General features: G+C 42.3%; 19 protein-coding genes. 13 read left to right on the forward strand and 6 right to left on the reverse strand.

Annotated features, from left to right (window positions below):
- The first annotated feature begins 9 nt into the window (after positions 1-9).
- The 12 genes from fabF to B7708_RS04990 all read left to right on the forward strand — a co-directional run bounded on the left by fabF (position 10) and on the right by B7708_RS04990 (position 9,113).
- Positions 10-1,245, forward strand: coding sequence for a beta-ketoacyl-ACP synthase II (fabF, locus tag B7708_RS04935; protein WP_084974178.1), 1,236 nt, complete (start codon positions 10-12; stop codon positions 1,243-1,245).
- A gap of 2 nt (positions 1,246-1,247) precedes the next feature.
- Positions 1,248-1,736 (forward strand): acetyl-CoA carboxylase biotin carboxyl carrier protein, encoded by a 489-nt coding sequence (accB, locus tag B7708_RS04940; RefSeq protein ID WP_084974180.1) that lies wholly within the window; start codon positions 1,248-1,250, stop codon positions 1,734-1,736.
- Positions 1,733-2,155, forward strand: a complete 423-nt coding sequence (fabZ, locus tag B7708_RS04945) for a 3-hydroxyacyl-ACP dehydratase FabZ (protein WP_084974182.1) — start codon at positions 1,733-1,735, stop codon at positions 2,153-2,155. Before accB ends, fabZ begins: the two co-directional genes overlap by 4 nt.
- Before the next feature lie 11 nt (positions 2,156-2,166).
- Positions 2,167-3,534 carry an acetyl-CoA carboxylase biotin carboxylase subunit gene (gene accC / locus B7708_RS04950; protein WP_000488663.1) on the forward strand — a complete coding sequence of 456 codons (1,368 nt, stop codon included), beginning with the start codon at positions 2,167-2,169 and terminating at the stop codon, positions 3,532-3,534.
- A gap of 35 nt (positions 3,535-3,569) precedes the next feature.
- On the forward strand, positions 3,570-4,436 hold the full coding sequence (gene accD / locus B7708_RS04955; protein ID WP_084974184.1) for an acetyl-CoA carboxylase, carboxyltransferase subunit beta: 867 nt from the start codon (positions 3,570-3,572) through the stop codon (positions 4,434-4,436).
- Positions 4,433-5,200, forward strand: coding sequence for an acetyl-CoA carboxylase carboxyl transferase subunit alpha (locus tag B7708_RS04960; protein ID WP_084974186.1), 768 nt, complete (start codon positions 4,433-4,435; stop codon positions 5,198-5,200). Before accD ends, B7708_RS04960 begins: the two co-directional genes overlap by 4 nt.
- A gap of 150 nt (positions 5,201-5,350) precedes the next feature.
- Positions 5,351-5,761 carry a hypothetical protein gene (locus tag B7708_RS04965; protein ID WP_084974188.1) on the forward strand — a complete coding sequence of 137 codons (411 nt, stop codon included), beginning with the start codon at positions 5,351-5,353 and terminating at the stop codon, positions 5,759-5,761.
- A 56-nt stretch (positions 5,762-5,817) separates the two neighbouring features.
- Positions 5,818-6,240 (forward strand): hypothetical protein, encoded by a 423-nt coding sequence (locus tag B7708_RS04970; protein ID WP_084974190.1) that lies wholly within the window; start codon positions 5,818-5,820, stop codon positions 6,238-6,240.
- A gap of 140 nt (positions 6,241-6,380) precedes the next feature.
- Positions 6,381-6,782 carry a hypothetical protein gene (locus B7708_RS04975; protein WP_084974192.1) on the forward strand — a complete coding sequence of 134 codons (402 nt, stop codon included), beginning with the start codon at positions 6,381-6,383 and terminating at the stop codon, positions 6,780-6,782.
- A complete protein-coding gene (locus B7708_RS04980) occupies positions 6,775-8,496 on the forward strand; it encodes a cutinase family protein (RefSeq protein ID WP_084974194.1) in 1,722 nt (573 codons plus the stop codon). Before B7708_RS04975 ends, B7708_RS04980 begins: the two co-directional genes overlap by 8 nt.
- Positions 8,477-8,791, forward strand: coding sequence for a hypothetical protein (locus B7708_RS04985; RefSeq protein WP_084974196.1), 315 nt, complete (start codon positions 8,477-8,479; stop codon positions 8,789-8,791). The genes B7708_RS04980 and B7708_RS04985 overlap by 20 nt, the downstream gene beginning before the upstream one ends.
- Before the next feature lie 13 nt (positions 8,792-8,804).
- Positions 8,805-9,113, forward strand: a complete 309-nt coding sequence (locus tag B7708_RS04990) for a hypothetical protein (protein WP_084974198.1) — start codon at positions 8,805-8,807, stop codon at positions 9,111-9,113.
- Positions 9,114-9,275: 162 nt separating this feature from the next.
- Here B7708_RS04990 and nusB read toward each other — a convergent pair whose 3' ends face one another.
- The 6 genes from nusB to gatC all read right to left on the reverse strand — a co-directional run bounded on the left by nusB (position 9,276) and on the right by gatC (position 14,001).
- Positions 9,276-9,698 (reverse strand): transcription antitermination factor NusB, encoded by a 423-nt coding sequence (nusB, locus tag B7708_RS04995; RefSeq protein ID WP_084974200.1) that lies wholly within the window; start codon positions 9,696-9,698, stop codon positions 9,276-9,278.
- Positions 9,691-10,080 carry an Asp23/Gls24 family envelope stress response protein gene (locus B7708_RS05000; protein WP_000510583.1) on the reverse strand — a complete coding sequence of 130 codons (390 nt, stop codon included), beginning with the start codon at positions 10,078-10,080 and terminating at the stop codon, positions 9,691-9,693. The genes nusB and B7708_RS05000 overlap by 8 nt, the downstream gene beginning before the upstream one ends.
- 21 nt (positions 10,081-10,101) lie before the next feature.
- Positions 10,102-10,662 (reverse strand): elongation factor P, encoded by a 561-nt coding sequence (efp, locus tag B7708_RS05005; RefSeq protein ID WP_000568642.1) that lies wholly within the window; start codon positions 10,660-10,662, stop codon positions 10,102-10,104.
- A gap of 128 nt (positions 10,663-10,790) precedes the next feature.
- Positions 10,791-12,233 (reverse strand): Asp-tRNA(Asn)/Glu-tRNA(Gln) amidotransferase subunit GatB, encoded by a 1,443-nt coding sequence (gene gatB, locus B7708_RS05010; protein WP_084974202.1) that lies wholly within the window; start codon positions 12,231-12,233, stop codon positions 10,791-10,793.
- Positions 12,233-13,699 (reverse strand): Asp-tRNA(Asn)/Glu-tRNA(Gln) amidotransferase subunit GatA, encoded by a 1,467-nt coding sequence (gene gatA, locus B7708_RS05015; protein ID WP_084974203.1) that lies wholly within the window; start codon positions 13,697-13,699, stop codon positions 12,233-12,235. Before gatA ends, gatB begins: the two co-directional genes overlap by 1 nt.
- Positions 13,699-14,001 carry an Asp-tRNA(Asn)/Glu-tRNA(Gln) amidotransferase subunit GatC gene (gatC, locus tag B7708_RS05020; RefSeq protein ID WP_084974205.1) on the reverse strand — a complete coding sequence of 101 codons (303 nt, stop codon included), beginning with the start codon at positions 13,999-14,001 and terminating at the stop codon, positions 13,699-13,701. Before gatC ends, gatA begins: the two co-directional genes overlap by 1 nt.
- A 204-nt stretch (positions 14,002-14,205) precedes the next feature.
- Between gatC and B7708_RS05025 the strand changes: the two genes are divergently transcribed.
- Complete coding sequence (locus tag B7708_RS05025; RefSeq protein WP_084974207.1) at positions 14,206-14,898, forward strand: YwaF family protein; 693 nt, start codon at positions 14,206-14,208, stop codon at positions 14,896-14,898.
- Positions 14,899-14,963 lie beyond the last annotated feature (65 nt).

A 14,963-nucleotide genomic window follows, 5' to 3' on the forward strand; every position in this document is an offset into this window, starting at 1 on the left:
GTAAGACAGATGAAACTAAATCGAGTTGTAGTAACAGGTTACGGATTGACCTCTCCTATCGGAAATACTCCAGAAGAATTTTGGAACAGTTTGCAAACTGGGAAGATTGGAATTGGAGAAATCACTAAATTTGACCACAGCGAATTTGCTGTGCACAATGCGGCAGAAGTTCAAGATTTCCCATTTGATAAATACTTTGTCAAAAAAGATACCAACCGTTTTGACAACTATTCTTTGTATGCCTTGTATGCAGCTCAAGAAGCGGTGACAAATGCTAATCTTGATGTAGAAGCAATCGATAAAGACCGTTTTGGTGTCATCGTGGCTTCTGGTATTGGGGGAATTAAAGAAATCGAAGATCAGGTTATCCGTCTTCATGAAAAAGGTCCAAAACGCGTTAAACCAATGACACTTCCAAAAGCCTTGCCAAATATGGCTTCAGGAAATGTTGCGATGCGTTTCGGAGCAAACGGTATCTGTAAATCAATCAATACTGCCTGCGCCTCATCAAACGATGCCATTGGAGATGCTTTCCGCTCTATCAAGTTTGGTTTCCAAGATATCATGTTAGTTGGTGGATCAGAAGCTTCTATCACTCCATTTGCCATTGCTGGTTTCCAAGCTTTGACTGCCCTATCAACTACAGAAGATCCAACTCGTGCTTCTATTCCATTTGACAAAGACCGTAATGGTTTTGTGATGGGAGAAGGTTCTGGTATGTTGGTGCTTGAAAGCCTTGAACATGCTGAAAAACGTGGTGCAACTATCTTGGCTGAAGTAGTCGGTTATGGAAATACCTGTGATGCCTACCATATGACTTCACCTCATCCAGAAGGTCAAGGCGCGATTAAGGCGATTAAACTGGCTTTGGAAGAAGCAGAAATTTCTCCAGAGCAAGTAGCTTACGTCAACGCCCACGGAACTTCAACTCCTGCTAATGAAAAAGGAGAAAGTGGTGCGATCGTAGCTGTTCTTGGTAAAGAAGTACCTGTATCTTCAACCAAGTCCTTTACAGGACACTTGCTTGGGGCTGCAGGGGCAGTAGAAGCCATCGCTACAATTGAAGCAATGCGCCATAACTTCGTGCCAAAAACAGCTGGAACAAGCGAGTTGTCAGACTATATCGAAGCGAATGTCGTTTATGGACAAGGCTTGGAGCAAGAAATCCCTTATGCTATTTCAAATACTTTTGGTTTTGGTGGACACAATGCGGTTCTTGCTTTCAAACGTTGGGAGAATAAATAATTATGAATTTAAATGAGATCAAGGACTTGATGGCTCAATTTGACCAATCAAGTTTGAGAGAATTTTCTTATAAAAACGGAACGGACGAATTGCAGTTTAGTAAGAATGAAGCAAGAATGGCTTCTGAAGCACCAGCTCAAGTTGCTCCAGTGCCAGCTGCAGTAGCTGCAAGTCCAGTAGTTTCTACCCCTTCAACTCCAGTAGAGAGTGCAGTGGAAGAAGTTCCAGTACCAGCTGAAACGACGGTTGCTCCGGAGGGGGATGTCGTTGAGAGCCCACTTGTAGGGGTGGCTTACTTGGCTGCTGGACCAGATAAACCTGCCTTCGTCACAGTTGGAGACAGTGTTAAAAAAGGCCAGACTTTGGTGATCATCGAAGCCATGAAGGTCATGAATGAGATTCCTGCACCTAAGGATGGTGTGGTGACAGAAATTCTCGTTTCAAATGAAGAAATGGTTGAGTTCGGTAAAGGATTGGTACGTATCAAATGATCGATATTCAAGGAATCAAAGAAGCTCTACCCCATCGCTACCCCATGCTCCTAGTGGATCGTGTCTTGGAAGTGAGCGAAGATACCATTGTTGCCATTAAAAATGTGACCATCAACGAGCCTTTCTTCAATGGTCATTTTCCACAATACCCAGTCATGCCAGGTGTTCTTATCATGGAAGCCTTAGCTCAGACTGCTGGTGTCTTGGAATTGTCTAAGCCTGAAAACAAAGGAAAGCTGGTCTTCTATGCTGGCATGGATAAGGTTAAGTTCAAGAAGCAAGTTGTACCAGGTGACCAATTAGTCATGACGGCTACTTTTGTTAAACGTCGTGGTACGATTGCTGTGGTTGAAGCAAAGGCTGAAGTGGATGGCAAGCTTGCAGCGAGTGGTACTCTTACCTTTGTAATTGGAAACTAAGGAGGTTCTCCATGTTTCGTAAAATTTTGATTGCCAACCGTGGTGAGATTGCGGTTCGCATTATTCGAGCTGCGCGTGAATTGGGCATTGCGACTGTAGCAGTCTATTCAACTGCCGATAAGGAAGCTCTTCACACACTCCTAGCAGATGAAGCTATCTGTATCGGACCTGGTAAGGCGACAGAATCTTATCTCAATATCAATGCGATTTTATCTGCTGCAGTATTGACAGAAGCAGAAGCCATCCACCCAGGTTTTGGTTTTCTTAGCGAAAACTCCAAGTTTGCCACGATGTGTGATGAAGTGGGAATTAAGTTCATCGGTCCTTCTGGTGCTGTGATGGACACCATGGGAGATAAGATCAATGCGCGTGAGCAAATGATCAAGGCTGGGGTTCCAGTTATCCCAGGATCTGATGGTGAAGTTCACACGGCTGAAGAGGCGCTTGCAGTTGCAGAAAAAATTGGCTATCCAGTCATGCTTAAGGCATCCGCAGGTGGTGGTGGAAAAGGGATTCGTAAGGTTGAAAAGGCAGAAGACTTGGTCGCAGCCTTTGAAACAGCATCCAGTGAAGCCAAGGCCAATTTTGGAAATGGCGCAATGTATCTTGAGCGTGTGATTTATCCAGCTCGCCATATTGAGGTTCAGATCCTTGCGGACCAGGAGGGTCATGTTGTCCATCTTGGTGAACGGGATTGTTCACTTCAACGGAATAACCAAAAGGTCTTAGAAGAAAGCCCATCCATTGCAATTGGCAAAACCCTCCGTCATGAAATTGGTGCTGCGGCTGTTCGAGCTGCAGAGTCTGTTGGCTATGAAAATGCAGGTACGATTGAATTTCTTCTCGATGAAGCGAGTGGTAATTTCTACTTCATGGAAATGAATACTCGTGTGCAAGTTGAACACCCAGTCACAGAGTTTGTTTCAGGTGTTGATATCGTAAAAGAGCAGATTCGCATTGCTGCCGGTCAACCTTTACCTTTCAAACAAGAAGATATCGTCCTACGAGGTCATGCTATCGAGTGCCGGATCAATGCGGAAAATCCAGCATTTAACTTTGCTCCAAGCCCAGGTAAAATTACCAATCTCTATCTACCAAGTGGTGGAGTTGGCTTGCGCGTGGACTCAGCAGTTTATCCAGGTTATACCATCCCTCCTTACTATGATAGTATGATTGCTAAAATCATCGTTCATGGGGAGAATCGTTTTGATGCTCTTATGAAGATGCAACGGGCACTTTATGAACTTGATATTGAAGGAGTGCAAACCAATGCAGACTTCCAGTTGGATCTGATTTCAGACCGCCGAGTTATCGCTGGTGACTACGATACTTCCTTCTTGATGGAAACTTTCTTGCCAAAATATCAAGAAAAAGAATAGACTTTCAAACAGTATGAGAACTAAAAGGGGGAGTTATGGCTCTATTTAGTAAAAAGGATAAGTATATTCGGATCAATCCTAACCGTTCCGTAAGGCAGAAACCACAAGCCAAGCCTGAGGTTCCGGATGAACTCTTTTCCCAGTGTCCTGGTTGTAAACACACCATTTATCAAAAGGATCTTGGGAGCGAACGAATTTGTCCCCATTGTAGCTATACTTTCCGTATTTCAGCTCAGGAACGCTTGAACTTGACGATTGATTCTGACAGCTTTGTGGAGATGTTTACGGGCATTGAAACTCAAGATCCATTAAACTTTCCTGGCTACCAGAAAAAACTTGCTACTATGCGTGAAAAGACAGGTTTGGATGAAGCGGTACTAACTGGTACAGCTAGTATAAAGGGACAAAAAGTTGCCCTTGGGATCATGGATTCTAACTTTATCATGGCTTCTATGGGAACCGTTGTGGGTGAAAAAATCACGCGCTTGTTTGAGTATGCGACGATAGAAAACTTGCCAGTCGTTCTCTTCACAGCTTCTGGTGGAGCCCGTATGCAAGAAGGAATCATGAGCTTGATGCAGATGGCTAAAATTTCTGCGGCAGTTCAACGTCATTCCAAGGCAGGACTTTTTTACCTAACTATTTTAACCGATCCGACAACAGGTGGAGTGACCGCTTCTTTTGCTATGGAAGGTGATATTATCCTAGCGGAACCCCAGAGTTTGGTTGGTTTTGCTGGGCGTCGTGTTATCGAAAATACAGTTCGAGAGACCTTACCGGATGACTTCCAAAAGGCAGAATTTCTGCTTGAACATGGATTTGTTGATGCAATTGTTAAACGGAGAGAATTGCCTGAAACAATTGCTAAATTAGTAAGATTGCATGGAGGAAGTCGCGGATGAATATTGCGAAAATAGTCAGAGAGGCACGCGAGCAGAGTCGCTTGACAGCCCTTGATTTTGCCAATGGAATCTTTGACGAGTTTATCGAATTGCATGGAGACCGCTCTTTCCGAGACGATGGTGCGGTCATTGGTGGAATTGGCTGGTTAGGTGACCAAGCAGTCACAGTCGTCGGTATCCAAAAGGGAAAAAGTCTTCATGACAACCTCAAACGAAATTTTGGGCAACCTCATCCAGAAGGCTATCGTAAGGCTCTTCGCCTGATGAAACAGGCGGAAAAGTTTGGCCGTCCAGTTGTGACCTTTATCAACACTGCGGGAGCTTATCCTGGTGTTGGGGCTGAGGAACGTGGACAAGGTGAAGCAATCGCTCGAAACCTGATGGAAATGAGCGACCTCAAGGTTCCAATCATCGCGATTATTATCGGTGAAGGAGGATCTGGTGGTGCCCTAGCCCTAGCCGTAGCTGACCGTGTCTGGATGCTGGAAAATTCGATCTATGCCGTGCTCAGTCCAGAAGGCTTTGCCTCTATCCTTTGGAAGGATGGGAGCCGTGCTATGGAGGCGGCAGAGTTGATGAAGATCACTTCACACGAACTCCTAGAAATGGGAATCGTAGACAAGGTAATCTCAGAAGCCGGACTCGCCAGTAAGGAACTGCAAGCTCGTGTTAAAAATGAATTGCGTGCAGAACTTGACCGTTTGCAAGGCTTAGCCTTGGAACAGCTCCTCGAAGAACGTTACCAACGCTTTAGAAAATACTAAGAAATTTTAAAAGCTAGAATAATTTGTTCTAGCTTTTTTGATAACCGTGTTTAGATGAAAAAAACGAATAAATAAGGTAAAATGATGACAACGGGTTAACAGTAGTGTATTAATAGTAGAAATAGAAAGTTTCTTATTAGGAGGAAAGAGATGAAAAAGCGTACCTTACTTTGGCTAGTTTTAGCCCTTGTAGTATTCGGAGGAGGAGCATGGATGGCGCAGAAAACAAATCTATTTCTAAGCCCACGAGCAAAGCAGTTGGCATATCTAAAGGAGCATGAAGAAGATATGGCTGATTTTGTGAAAGCTTTAAGTCCTAAAGTGGAAAGTGTTCAATTTAATTGGGATAGTATAAAGGTCGGTCAGGTAGGAAACGGCACTCCTCAAGGTGGAGGTTATATGATGACAGTGAACGGTAGAATCAATAACAATAAGAATACTGAATTCACACTAGGGATTCCTCTAAAACGAAATTTAAATGAAGTACCTGAGGAACTGGTTATTTATGAAATGCAACCTATAAGAATTTTACGAGACGGTGGGTGGTTTTTATACGAGTAGCTAATTAAAAACGACGATTACTAGTACTCATATATAACTTGTTTAGGAGAATAGAAATGAAAAAACGTACTTTACTTTGGCTTGTTTTAGCTCTTGTAGTACTTGGAGGAGGAGCATGGATGGCACAGGAAACAAATCTATTTGGAGGAATAACTCTGAGTCCGCGATCTAAGCAGTTGGCTTATTTGAAGGAGCATGAAGAGGATATTGCTGATTTTGTCAAGTCGTTAAGTCCTAAAGTTGAAAGTGTTCAGTTTGATTGGGATAGTATGAAGGTTGGTCAGGTAGGAAATGGAACTCCTCAAGGCGGAGGCTATATGTTGACACTTAGAGGAAAGGTAAATAATAATGATAAAACAGAATTTACGGTTGGTTTTTCCTTAAATAATGATAGGAATAGTACACCAAGGGAATTTGGGATTTATGAAATGCAACCTATAAGAATTTATAGGGACGGGGTTTGGTATTATTATGACTAACAGTAACTTAAAACCTTTGATAATTTTTACTCAAATTTAATATTACTCATTCTCTACTAACTTAGAATACTTGCTAAAAGTATTTTTTTTTTACATTCATGATATAATATACTTAGATTCCGCTATATAGGAGGAAAGAGATGAAAAAACGTACTTTGGTTTGGCTAGTTTTAGCCCTTGTAGTATTTGGAGGAGGAGCATGGATGGCGCAGAAAACAAATCTATTCGGAGGAGTATTTCTTAGTCCGCGAGCTAAGCAGTTGGCATATCTGAAGGAGCATCAAAAAGAAATAGAAGATTTTGTAAAGTCTAAAAATTCAAAGATTGAATCTGTTCAGATTGCTTGGGATGAAACCAAATGGGAAAAAGTTGGGAATGGGACTCCTCAAGGAGGAGGAGAAATTGTAAATGTATATGGTAGCTTTAATCATATTGAGTCCTCTTCCTGGAATGTAACTTTTGATATTGAGAATGGTAAAATTATTCCTAATTCAATGGCTTTAGCCAATTATTTAAGAGTGGGGGGAAGGATTTTTGACTAACAGTAATCTAAAAACCTTTGATAATTTTTATGCAGATTTAGCTCAGGCTGCTTATACAGGTCGACCGGTTAAATTTCCTTATGAGTCTCAAAAGAAATACGATAGGGAAGAGTTAGACTCGGGTCAATCTCTTGAATTTGATTTTTCTAAGGATGCGGAGTTTTATAATAAGAATACGAAGAAGTTGGAAATCACCCCCGGAGGCAAACATCTTCCTCAAAATGGTAAGGTTTACCTGCAGCCAGATCCTGATTTACATACTGTGGAAGATACGATAAAACTCCAAGTTGGTGATCCTGGAGGAGGGGTTCACCAAGAAGAGTATCCTATCAAACGCTATCAAAAAGGACTCTTAACTGATGAGAGAGCTGGTTTTAGCGCCTACTACTTAACGGATACGCCTACCTTGACTAATGATACTACGAAAACTTATATGACTATCCGCGGCAGTGATGCCATCAGTTTGGAAAATTTGAACGACTGGATTGACAACGACGCTAAGTTCGCTCTCAACCATATCCATACGCCGCAAGCCAAGTTAGCGACGGCAGGAATGAAAACGAAAATCGCAGAGATGCGCGAAAAAGCTCCGCAAGCTACGATGGACATCACAGGTCACTCCCTAGGAACCATTGTCTCTGCGCAAGGGATAGCTGGCCTCAGTGATCAAGAACTGGAGAAAATTGGTAAAGTCGTTCTATTTGACGGTCCAGACACGACAAAGAGTTTAAAGAAAATGGGCCTCAGTGATGAGAAAATCAAAAAGATTAGCGAAAAGATAGAGTACTATGTCAATCCTTTTGATGTCGTGGGTATGCTTAACCGCGAGCATACCATCACTAAATTACCTGGGGACTCCGATGAACCACTTAAAAAACCCGTCGGTAAAGTCAATGTCCTTGTCCCCTTGCATTATACTCAGATTACTGATCCGGAAAGCTCCCATGACTTTGGTGTTTTCCAATCGGATGGAAAGGGAAATTTATTGACTGCGTCTGAGGATTTTCACCCAGAATTGCTCAGGGCAGGTGAAAAGCTGGCTCGACTGATTGCGACATCTTTGGATTCTCTCAGGGTTTTAGGAGTTGATGAAAATGTAGCCACAAATGTTTTAAATTCCATTATGAGAGGTGAGTTTAAAATAAAGGCAGCTATTGGTTATTCAGTTTACGAGAATTTTACAACTGAATATAGTAAAATCGTCGAAGAAGCTCGTCAGGAATCTATAAAGTGGGATCGAGAAGCTATTCCTCGTTATCAGGAACAACTGAGAAATGGCAATCTTTCAGGAAATCAAAGAATCTTGGTTCGAGCTCAGTTGCTTCAGACAGCAGCCCAGTTGGCAAATTTTGACATGGAAGACAAAGTTAAATCTGTGAAAACCTTACTTTCAGATGCTAAGGAAGATATTCAAAATATGATAAAAGAAACAAGACAGACAGCCTTTGACATGGTTGGATATTTGTCAAGTTCAGAAGTTACAAATCTACTTTCTGGTTTTGATACAACAAGCTTTTGGGATGAAGGCGTTGCGAGTGACACGAAGACTGCAGCAACATCCTTCCTGACACAAATTGAGCAACTAGGGGAAAGTCTGGTTAAAGCTAGTGGCTCCTTTGAGACCGTAGATACAGATAGTGCTGAAGATTTTAACAATCTATTGGTGGATGTAAAACAAACATGGAGGGGAAAAAATGGTAGTCCTAACGGATGAGGATACTTTAATTACAAGAGAGCAACTCGATAGAGGCTTCAAAGAAAGAATGAAGGAACAAGAACGACAAGCAGTCAGGGCCTTGGTAACTGCAAAAGAGTTGTCAATCCTTGCTAAAGGAGCAGAATTAGCTAAAAAGTTGCAGGAAGCAGCCACAGATATGCAAGAGTACGCTTCGAAGACTTATGTAAACAATATTAAGGGTGGATTTGAGGGCAATGCCGCTGATGCTGCCGAAACTTACTTGACACAGACCTTGCAAACACCTACTTTACAGAGTCCGATCAAAAGCTAGGAGAAAACGGGTCATGGATAAAAAGGAACTTCAGAAATTAGAGGATGAGCACAATCGTAAATTACGAGACTTAGAGCGTTTGGAGATGGATTTGGATGATGATTTCCACAAGTTTAGCAGGGAGACGGATCATCTCCTAGAGGCGCTTTCCTATGCATGTAGAGACAGTAGTTTTGCAGAAATTCAACCTTATATCTTTGAGATAGAGAACAATTTAGACAGCTATCATCAACTGTATAAGAATCGTATAGAGAATGTACTGGAAGCTCGACACCAAGAGAATAAAAACTTTTATCGAAGGTTAGAAGAAAAGGATCTATAACAAATATACCCTATAAGAGATATTTAGGTTAATTATAACGCTTTTTTATTATATTTTTAAAAAAATGAATATTAAACTTGTAATATTATATCTATTACCACTTTTTTAGATAGTGGGTAGCAAAGAAAAAAGTGTTTGATAGTTGTCAAACACTTTTTCTATTTACTGTTCTTCTGTTACAAACTGGCTGAGCAGTCCATTGATAAAACGGGCAGACTTTTGATCTGAGAAGTTCTTTGCAAGCTCGATAGCTTCATTAACAGCAACTAGCTGAGGGGTGTCAAATGAAGTGATTTCAAAGACTCCCAAGCGAAGGAGGTTTCTCTCCACGAGCGTTAAACGTTCAATGGTCCAACCTACTTTTAAATGCTGTGTGATTTGCTTGTCTAGTTCTTCCTTTTTAGCCTGAACACCAGAAACTAGCTCTGTCAAAAAGGCTGGAAGTTGCACATCCATATCTTCACGATCGTGTGTGTAGGCGAAACGACAAGCAGTTTCGACATCTGTACCGAACTCAAGGCTCATGAGAGCTTGAAAAGCGCATTTACGGAGCTCACGTCTAGATTCTAATAGTGGACTAGTCATTGAGGAAATCCTCATCAAACAAGTCTTTCAAGTCTGGTTTTGGTGTTTTATCTGGAACGATACCTGCAACGTGGATATTGATAGCAGCGAGTTCTACATCAGCCATATTGCGGACTGCATCTTTGACAGCTTTTTGGATAGCAACAGCTACCTTAGGAACTTTTACTCCGTACTCAAGGTAGAGGTAAATATCAGCTGTGAGTTCTTCGTCCACGTTTTTAAGATAAACACCGCGACCGAGTGAAAGTTTTGAAAGGGTATCAGATACTGATTTGTTTGAAAAAGAGTGAACACCCTCTACTTTTGCTGTAGCAATAGCAATAATTTTTTCAAGTACACGTGGGGCGATAACGATTTCGCCAAGTTGTTCTTCAATTCCCATAGAATGACCTCTTTCTAGAGATTAGGCACGAGAAACGTAAGTTCCTTCTGCAGTGTTGATAACGAGTTTTTGTCCTGCTTCGATGAAGTCTGGCACGTTTACGACAAGACCAGTTTCCATAGTTGCTGGTTTACCAGAACCTGTAACAGTAGCACCTTTGATAGATGGTTGAGTTTCTGCAACTGTCAATTCAACAGTAGTAGGAACGGTAACACCGATTACTTCAGTTCCGTAGAATTGGATCTTCACTTCTGAGTTTTCAAGGATGTAAAGCAACTCGTTTTCAACGTTGACTACAGGGATTTCGTATTGGTCGTAAGTTTCTGTATTCATGAAGTAGGCTGTGTCATCCATTTTGTACAAGTATTGAGCTGGGACAGTCTCGATGATGGCTTGTTCAAATTTTTCCTCTGGACGGTAGCTTGTGTCAAATGTAGAACCAGTACGGACATCACGCAATTTCATACGCATGATCGTGTTCCCTTTACCTGGTTTGTGGTGACTAGCTTCCAAAACGCGAATCAATTTACCGTCAGCTGTTTCAAAGGTCATACCAGCTTTTAATTTACTTGCTTCAATCATGTTTTTACCTCTTTAATAAATATTATTACTCTTCATTTTACCATAAAATACTCTGGAAATAAAGCCAAAATAGTTATTGGGAGTTGGTAGAGAAGAAAAAACCAACCTTAGGGCTGGTTTTGTTCTGTCTAGTTTTCTTTCAACTTCGCCAATTCCTGGGCGAGTAGTTTAAGGGCAACTTGTGGATTGGCTTGGCCTTTGGTTGCCTTCATGAGGAATCCTGTGAAGGCCTTGTCTGCGTTGCGTTTACCGGACTTGAAGTCGGCAACGGCTGCTTCGTTATCCGCAAAGACTTGGTGGATGATTGGAATCAGAACATCTGGATCAGAGATTTGCACCAATCCAGCTTTTTCCACGTATTCACGCGCGCCACCGCCATTTTTAGCCAGATGGACAAAGACTTTCTTGGCAATCTTAGAGGAGATGGTACCATCTTCGATGATGGCAATCATTTCTACTAAGTTTTCTGGTGTTAATTCGATTTGTTCTAGTGTCTTGCCTTCAGCGTTCAAGAACTGAGCAACTTCCCCTTGGAGCCAGTTAGAGACTTGTTTGGCATCACCACCGAGGGCAACAGCTTTTTCAAAGAAGTCAGAAGTGACTTTGTTTGCAGTCAACTGGCTAGCATCGTAGTCAGACAAGCCAAGTTGGGATACGTAGCGCGCACGGCGTTCTTTTGGAAATTCTGGCAATTCAGTGCGCATTTCCTCAATCCACTCGTCTGAGATTTCAAAGAGGGGTAGGTCTGGTTCTGGGAAGTAGCGGTAGTCTGCAGCACCTTCTTTGACACGCATGAGGATGGTTGCCTTGTTAGCTTCATCGTAACGGCGTGTTTCTTGGCGGATTTGGCCACCTGAGCGAAGGATTTCAGCTTGGCGTTGGACTTCGTATTCAAGCCCCTTGCGAACGTTTGAGAAGGAGTTGAGGTTTTTCAGCTCAGTCTTGGTACCGAATTTTTCTTGTCCATAAGGACGAAGGGAGATGTTGGCATCCACACGCATAGAACCTTCTTCCATCTTAACGTCTGAAATGCCAGCGTACTGGATGACTTCCTTTAGGGCTGTTAGATAAGCATAGGCTTCTTCAGGAGAACGCATGTCCGCTTCAGATACAATCTCAATCAATGGCACTCCTTGGCGGTTGAGGTCAACATAGGAGTAGCCATCTGTACCGTGGGTGTTTTTACCAGCGTCTTCCTCTAGGTGAGCACGCTCGATACCGATTTTCTTGGTCGTACCGTCTTCTAGTTCCACTTCAATCCAACCATTGTAGCCGATAGGTTCATCAAACTGAGAAATTTGGTAGGCTTTTGGATTATCAGGGTAGAAATAGTTCTTGCGGTCAAAGTGCATCTTTTTGTGGATGTCCATGTTGAGGGCAAGAGCTGCCTTGATACCAGCATCGACAACTCCTTTATTGAGGACAGGTAATACGCCAGGGAAAGACCAGTCAATCACGTTAGTGTTGGCATTTTGGTCGTTTCCAAAGTGGGCAGAAGTAGGTGAGAAGATTTTTGAATTGGTGTTGAGCTCAACGTGGACTTCAAGTCCAATGACTGTTTCAAAGTTCATTAGTTGTCACCTCCAAAAATCACGGGTTGTTGTTTGTGGTAGTCTGTTGTTGCTTCAAAAGCAGCAGCAGCTTGGTAAATAGTTTCCTCAGAGTACTTAGGACCGATCAATTGGAGACCGACAGGTAGACCTTGAGAGAATCCAGCAGGAATCGAAATTCCTGGGAGACCTGCTAAGTTGACTGGAATTGTCAAGAGGTCAGCCAAGTACATGGCAACTGGATCGTGGTTGAGTGAATCCAAGTCATAGGCAACACTTGGTGCAGTTGGTCCCAAAATCAAGTCATAATCCGCAAAGACGTTTTCGAAATCTTGGATGATGAGGGTACGGACCTGACCAGCTTTCTTATAGTAGGCATCGTAGTAACCTGACGAAAGACTGAATGTTCCAAGCATGATACGGCGTTTCACTTCTTCACCGAAACCTTGGCTACGGCTGTTTACATAGATTTCATCAAGATTAGTCGCATCCTCTGCGCGGTAGCCGTAACGGATACCGTCAAAGCGTTGCAAGTTTGAGGAAGCTTCAGATGAAGCGATAATATAGTAAACGGCAACACCGTATTTAGAGTGAGGAAGGCTGACTTCTTCGACGATAGCACCTAGTTTTTCAAAGTGTTTAGCGGCGTTCAGGATAGTTTCCTTAACCTCTGGGGCAATTCCTTCACCAAGGTATTCCTTAGGCAAAGCAATTTTCATGCCCTTGATGTCTTGGCCGATTTTTGAAGTAAAGTCGGCGATGCGGACAGGAGCAGAAGTAGAGTCTTTAGTATCTTCGCTAGCAATCGCATTGAGCAAGAGGGCATTCTCCTTAACAGTAGGAGCAAAAGGTCCGATTTGGTCTAGGGAGCTACCAAAGGCAATGAGACCGAAACGTGAAACTGTTCCGTAGGTTGGTTTGAGACCAACGATCCCGTTGAAGGCAGCTGGTTGGCGGATGGAACCACCAGTATCAGAACCAAGTGACAAGCGAACTTGCCCAGAAGCTACAGCTGCGGCAGAACCACTTGATGAACCACCAGGAACCTTGTTTTGGTCCCAAGCATTTTTGGTTGGTCCATAGTATGATGTTTCGCCAGAACCACCCATGGCAAACTCGTCCATATTGGTTTTCCCAACAACGATCATGCCCTTAGATTTTGCATTGGCAACGGCTGTCGCATCAAAGATTGGCTCGTAGTTGTAAAGCATTTTTGAGGCAGCAGTTGTGAGGATACCGTCTGTAGAGATATTATCCTTAACAGCCAGCGGAATTCCTGAAAGAAGATTATCAGCGTCAATTCCAACTTCATCAATAGCTTTGGCTTGAGCAAGAGCTTGCTCTTCAGCAATGGTGACAAAAGCGTTGATAGCTGTCTCGCGAGACTTGATATCTTCAAGCGTGGCTTGGGTCAATTCAGTTGCTGAAATTTCCTTAGAGACAAGGAGGTTGTGCAAGTCTTCAATCGTTTTGTTATTAAAAGTCATTAGGCATCTCCTCCATCATCTAGGATAGCTGGCACCTTGATATAGTAGTTTTCTTTTTCAGGTACGTTTTTAAACAAGCGGTCACGGTCTGTTCCTTCTTCGGCCACATCAGGGCGGAGTACAGTCTTGCGGTCCGCCATGGTTGTAGTAGGTGCGACACCAGTTGTGTCGACTTCGCCCAGCAACTCAACCATGTCAACAATTTTAGACAAGGTTGTCGCAAAGGTAGCAGTTTCTTCTTCAGAGAATCTTAATTTTGAAAGATTGGCAACGTGTGTTACCTCTTCTTGCGTAATTTTCATCTTGCATCCTTTCGTGAAATGATGATTTTTAGTCTGTTCTATTTTACCATATTTTCCTATAAATAAGGGTGGTGGAAGTGAAAAGAAGTAGAAATTGAAAAATCGCTTTTAATTCGCTATAATAGTTAAACTAAAAGAAAAATTGAGTGAGACTAGAGATTAATGTAGGAAGAATTCCCCAAAAGATGAGTTAGGATAGAAAATATGCTACATAATTTTTTTACAAGATTCCAAACCGTTCCTCCTCCCATTCCGCTTTTTTGGTATGGGATTATGATGCTTCTTTTAGTGCTTTGTATTTATGGAGCACTTGCTTATCACAAAAATCCAAAATTTGTCTACTTGTTTAAGGGGATTCAGATCCTCCAGTTACTAGCCCTATATAGCTGGTATGTTGGTTTTGAGATTCCATTTTCAAACAGTCTCCCTTTTTATCATTGCCGTTTAGCCATGTTTGCGGTAGTTTTCTTACCAGATAAATGGCGGAGCAAGCAATATTTTGCCCTCTTAGGAGCAAGTGGAGCGGTATTTGCCTTGGTTTACCCCGTTTTTGACCCCTATGATTTCCCCCACATCACCAGTTTTTCATTTTTGATTGGGCACTATGCCCTTTTGGTGAATTCCTTGGTTTACTTGATGAATCACTATGACAAGAGCTTACTTAAGAAGCATATGATCGTAGTCTATACTTTCGTTCTCAATCTCTTTCTAGTTGGGGTTAATCAGGTGACTGGTGGAAATTATGGCCTCTTAAGGGATACACCATTTATCTCGAATGCTCCTCTATGGCTAAAGTACCTCCTTGTGTCGGTTATTCTTTCTCTAGCTTTGCTTCTCTTTGATATCTTGTTCAAAAAACGGTGGGAAAAGAGAAATCAGGTGAAATCTGTGCTCTAGCTTACCTTTTTCATCGGATGGGCAATTGAAAAACTCCCCAAAATCCGATATAATGGAGAGTTGAA

It is taken from the genome of Streptococcus oralis subsp. dentisani, from assembly GCF_002096615.1.
GTDB classification, from domain to species: domain Bacteria; phylum Bacillota; class Bacilli; order Lactobacillales; family Streptococcaceae; genus Streptococcus; species Streptococcus oralis_U.

What these genes read in the sequence shown, in the direction of transcription:
- fabF (WP_084974178.1), top strand. Translation starts at nt 10, where the DNA reads ATGAAACTAAATCGAGTTGTAGTAACAGGTTACGGATTGACCTCTCCT.
- accB (WP_084974180.1), top strand. Translation starts at nt 1,248, where the DNA reads ATGAATTTAAATGAGATCAAGGACTTGATGGCTCAATTTGACCAATCA.
- fabZ (WP_084974182.1), top strand. Translation starts at nt 1,733, where the DNA reads ATGATCGATATTCAAGGAATCAAAGAAGCTCTACCCCATCGCTACCCC.
- accC (WP_000488663.1), top strand. Translation starts at nt 2,167, where the DNA reads ATGTTTCGTAAAATTTTGATTGCCAACCGTGGTGAGATTGCGGTTCGC.
- accD (WP_084974184.1), top strand. Translation starts at nt 3,570, where the DNA reads ATGGCTCTATTTAGTAAAAAGGATAAGTATATTCGGATCAATCCTAAC.
- B7708_RS04960 (WP_084974186.1), top strand. Translation starts at nt 4,433, where the DNA reads ATGAATATTGCGAAAATAGTCAGAGAGGCACGCGAGCAGAGTCGCTTG.
- B7708_RS04965 (WP_084974188.1), top strand. Translation starts at nt 5,351, where the DNA reads ATGAAAAAGCGTACCTTACTTTGGCTAGTTTTAGCCCTTGTAGTATTC.
- B7708_RS04970 (WP_084974190.1), top strand. Translation starts at nt 5,818, where the DNA reads ATGAAAAAACGTACTTTACTTTGGCTTGTTTTAGCTCTTGTAGTACTT.
- B7708_RS04975 (WP_084974192.1), top strand. Translation starts at nt 6,381, where the DNA reads ATGAAAAAACGTACTTTGGTTTGGCTAGTTTTAGCCCTTGTAGTATTT.
- B7708_RS04985 (WP_084974196.1), top strand. Translation starts at nt 8,477, where the DNA reads ATGGTAGTCCTAACGGATGAGGATACTTTAATTACAAGAGAGCAACTC.
- B7708_RS04990 (WP_084974198.1), top strand. Translation starts at nt 8,805, where the DNA reads ATGGATAAAAAGGAACTTCAGAAATTAGAGGATGAGCACAATCGTAAA.
- nusB (WP_084974200.1), bottom strand. Translation starts at nt 9,698, where the DNA reads ATGACTAGTCCACTATTAGAATCTAGACGTGAGCTCCGTAAATGCGCT.
- B7708_RS05000 (WP_000510583.1), bottom strand. Translation starts at nt 10,080, where the DNA reads ATGGGAATTGAAGAACAACTTGGCGAAATCGTTATCGCCCCACGTGTA.
- efp (WP_000568642.1), bottom strand. Translation starts at nt 10,662, where the DNA reads ATGATTGAAGCAAGTAAATTAAAAGCTGGTATGACCTTTGAAACAGCT.
- gatB (WP_084974202.1), bottom strand. Translation starts at nt 12,233, where the DNA reads ATGAACTTTGAAACAGTCATTGGACTTGAAGTCCACGTTGAGCTCAAC.
- gatA (WP_084974203.1), bottom strand. Translation starts at nt 13,699, where the DNA reads ATGACTTTTAATAACAAAACGATTGAAGACTTGCACAACCTCCTTGTC.
- gatC (WP_084974205.1), bottom strand. Translation starts at nt 14,001, where the DNA reads ATGAAAATTACGCAAGAAGAGGTAACACACGTTGCCAATCTTTCAAAA.
- B7708_RS05025 (WP_084974207.1), top strand. Translation starts at nt 14,206, where the DNA reads ATGCTACATAATTTTTTTACAAGATTCCAAACCGTTCCTCCTCCCATT.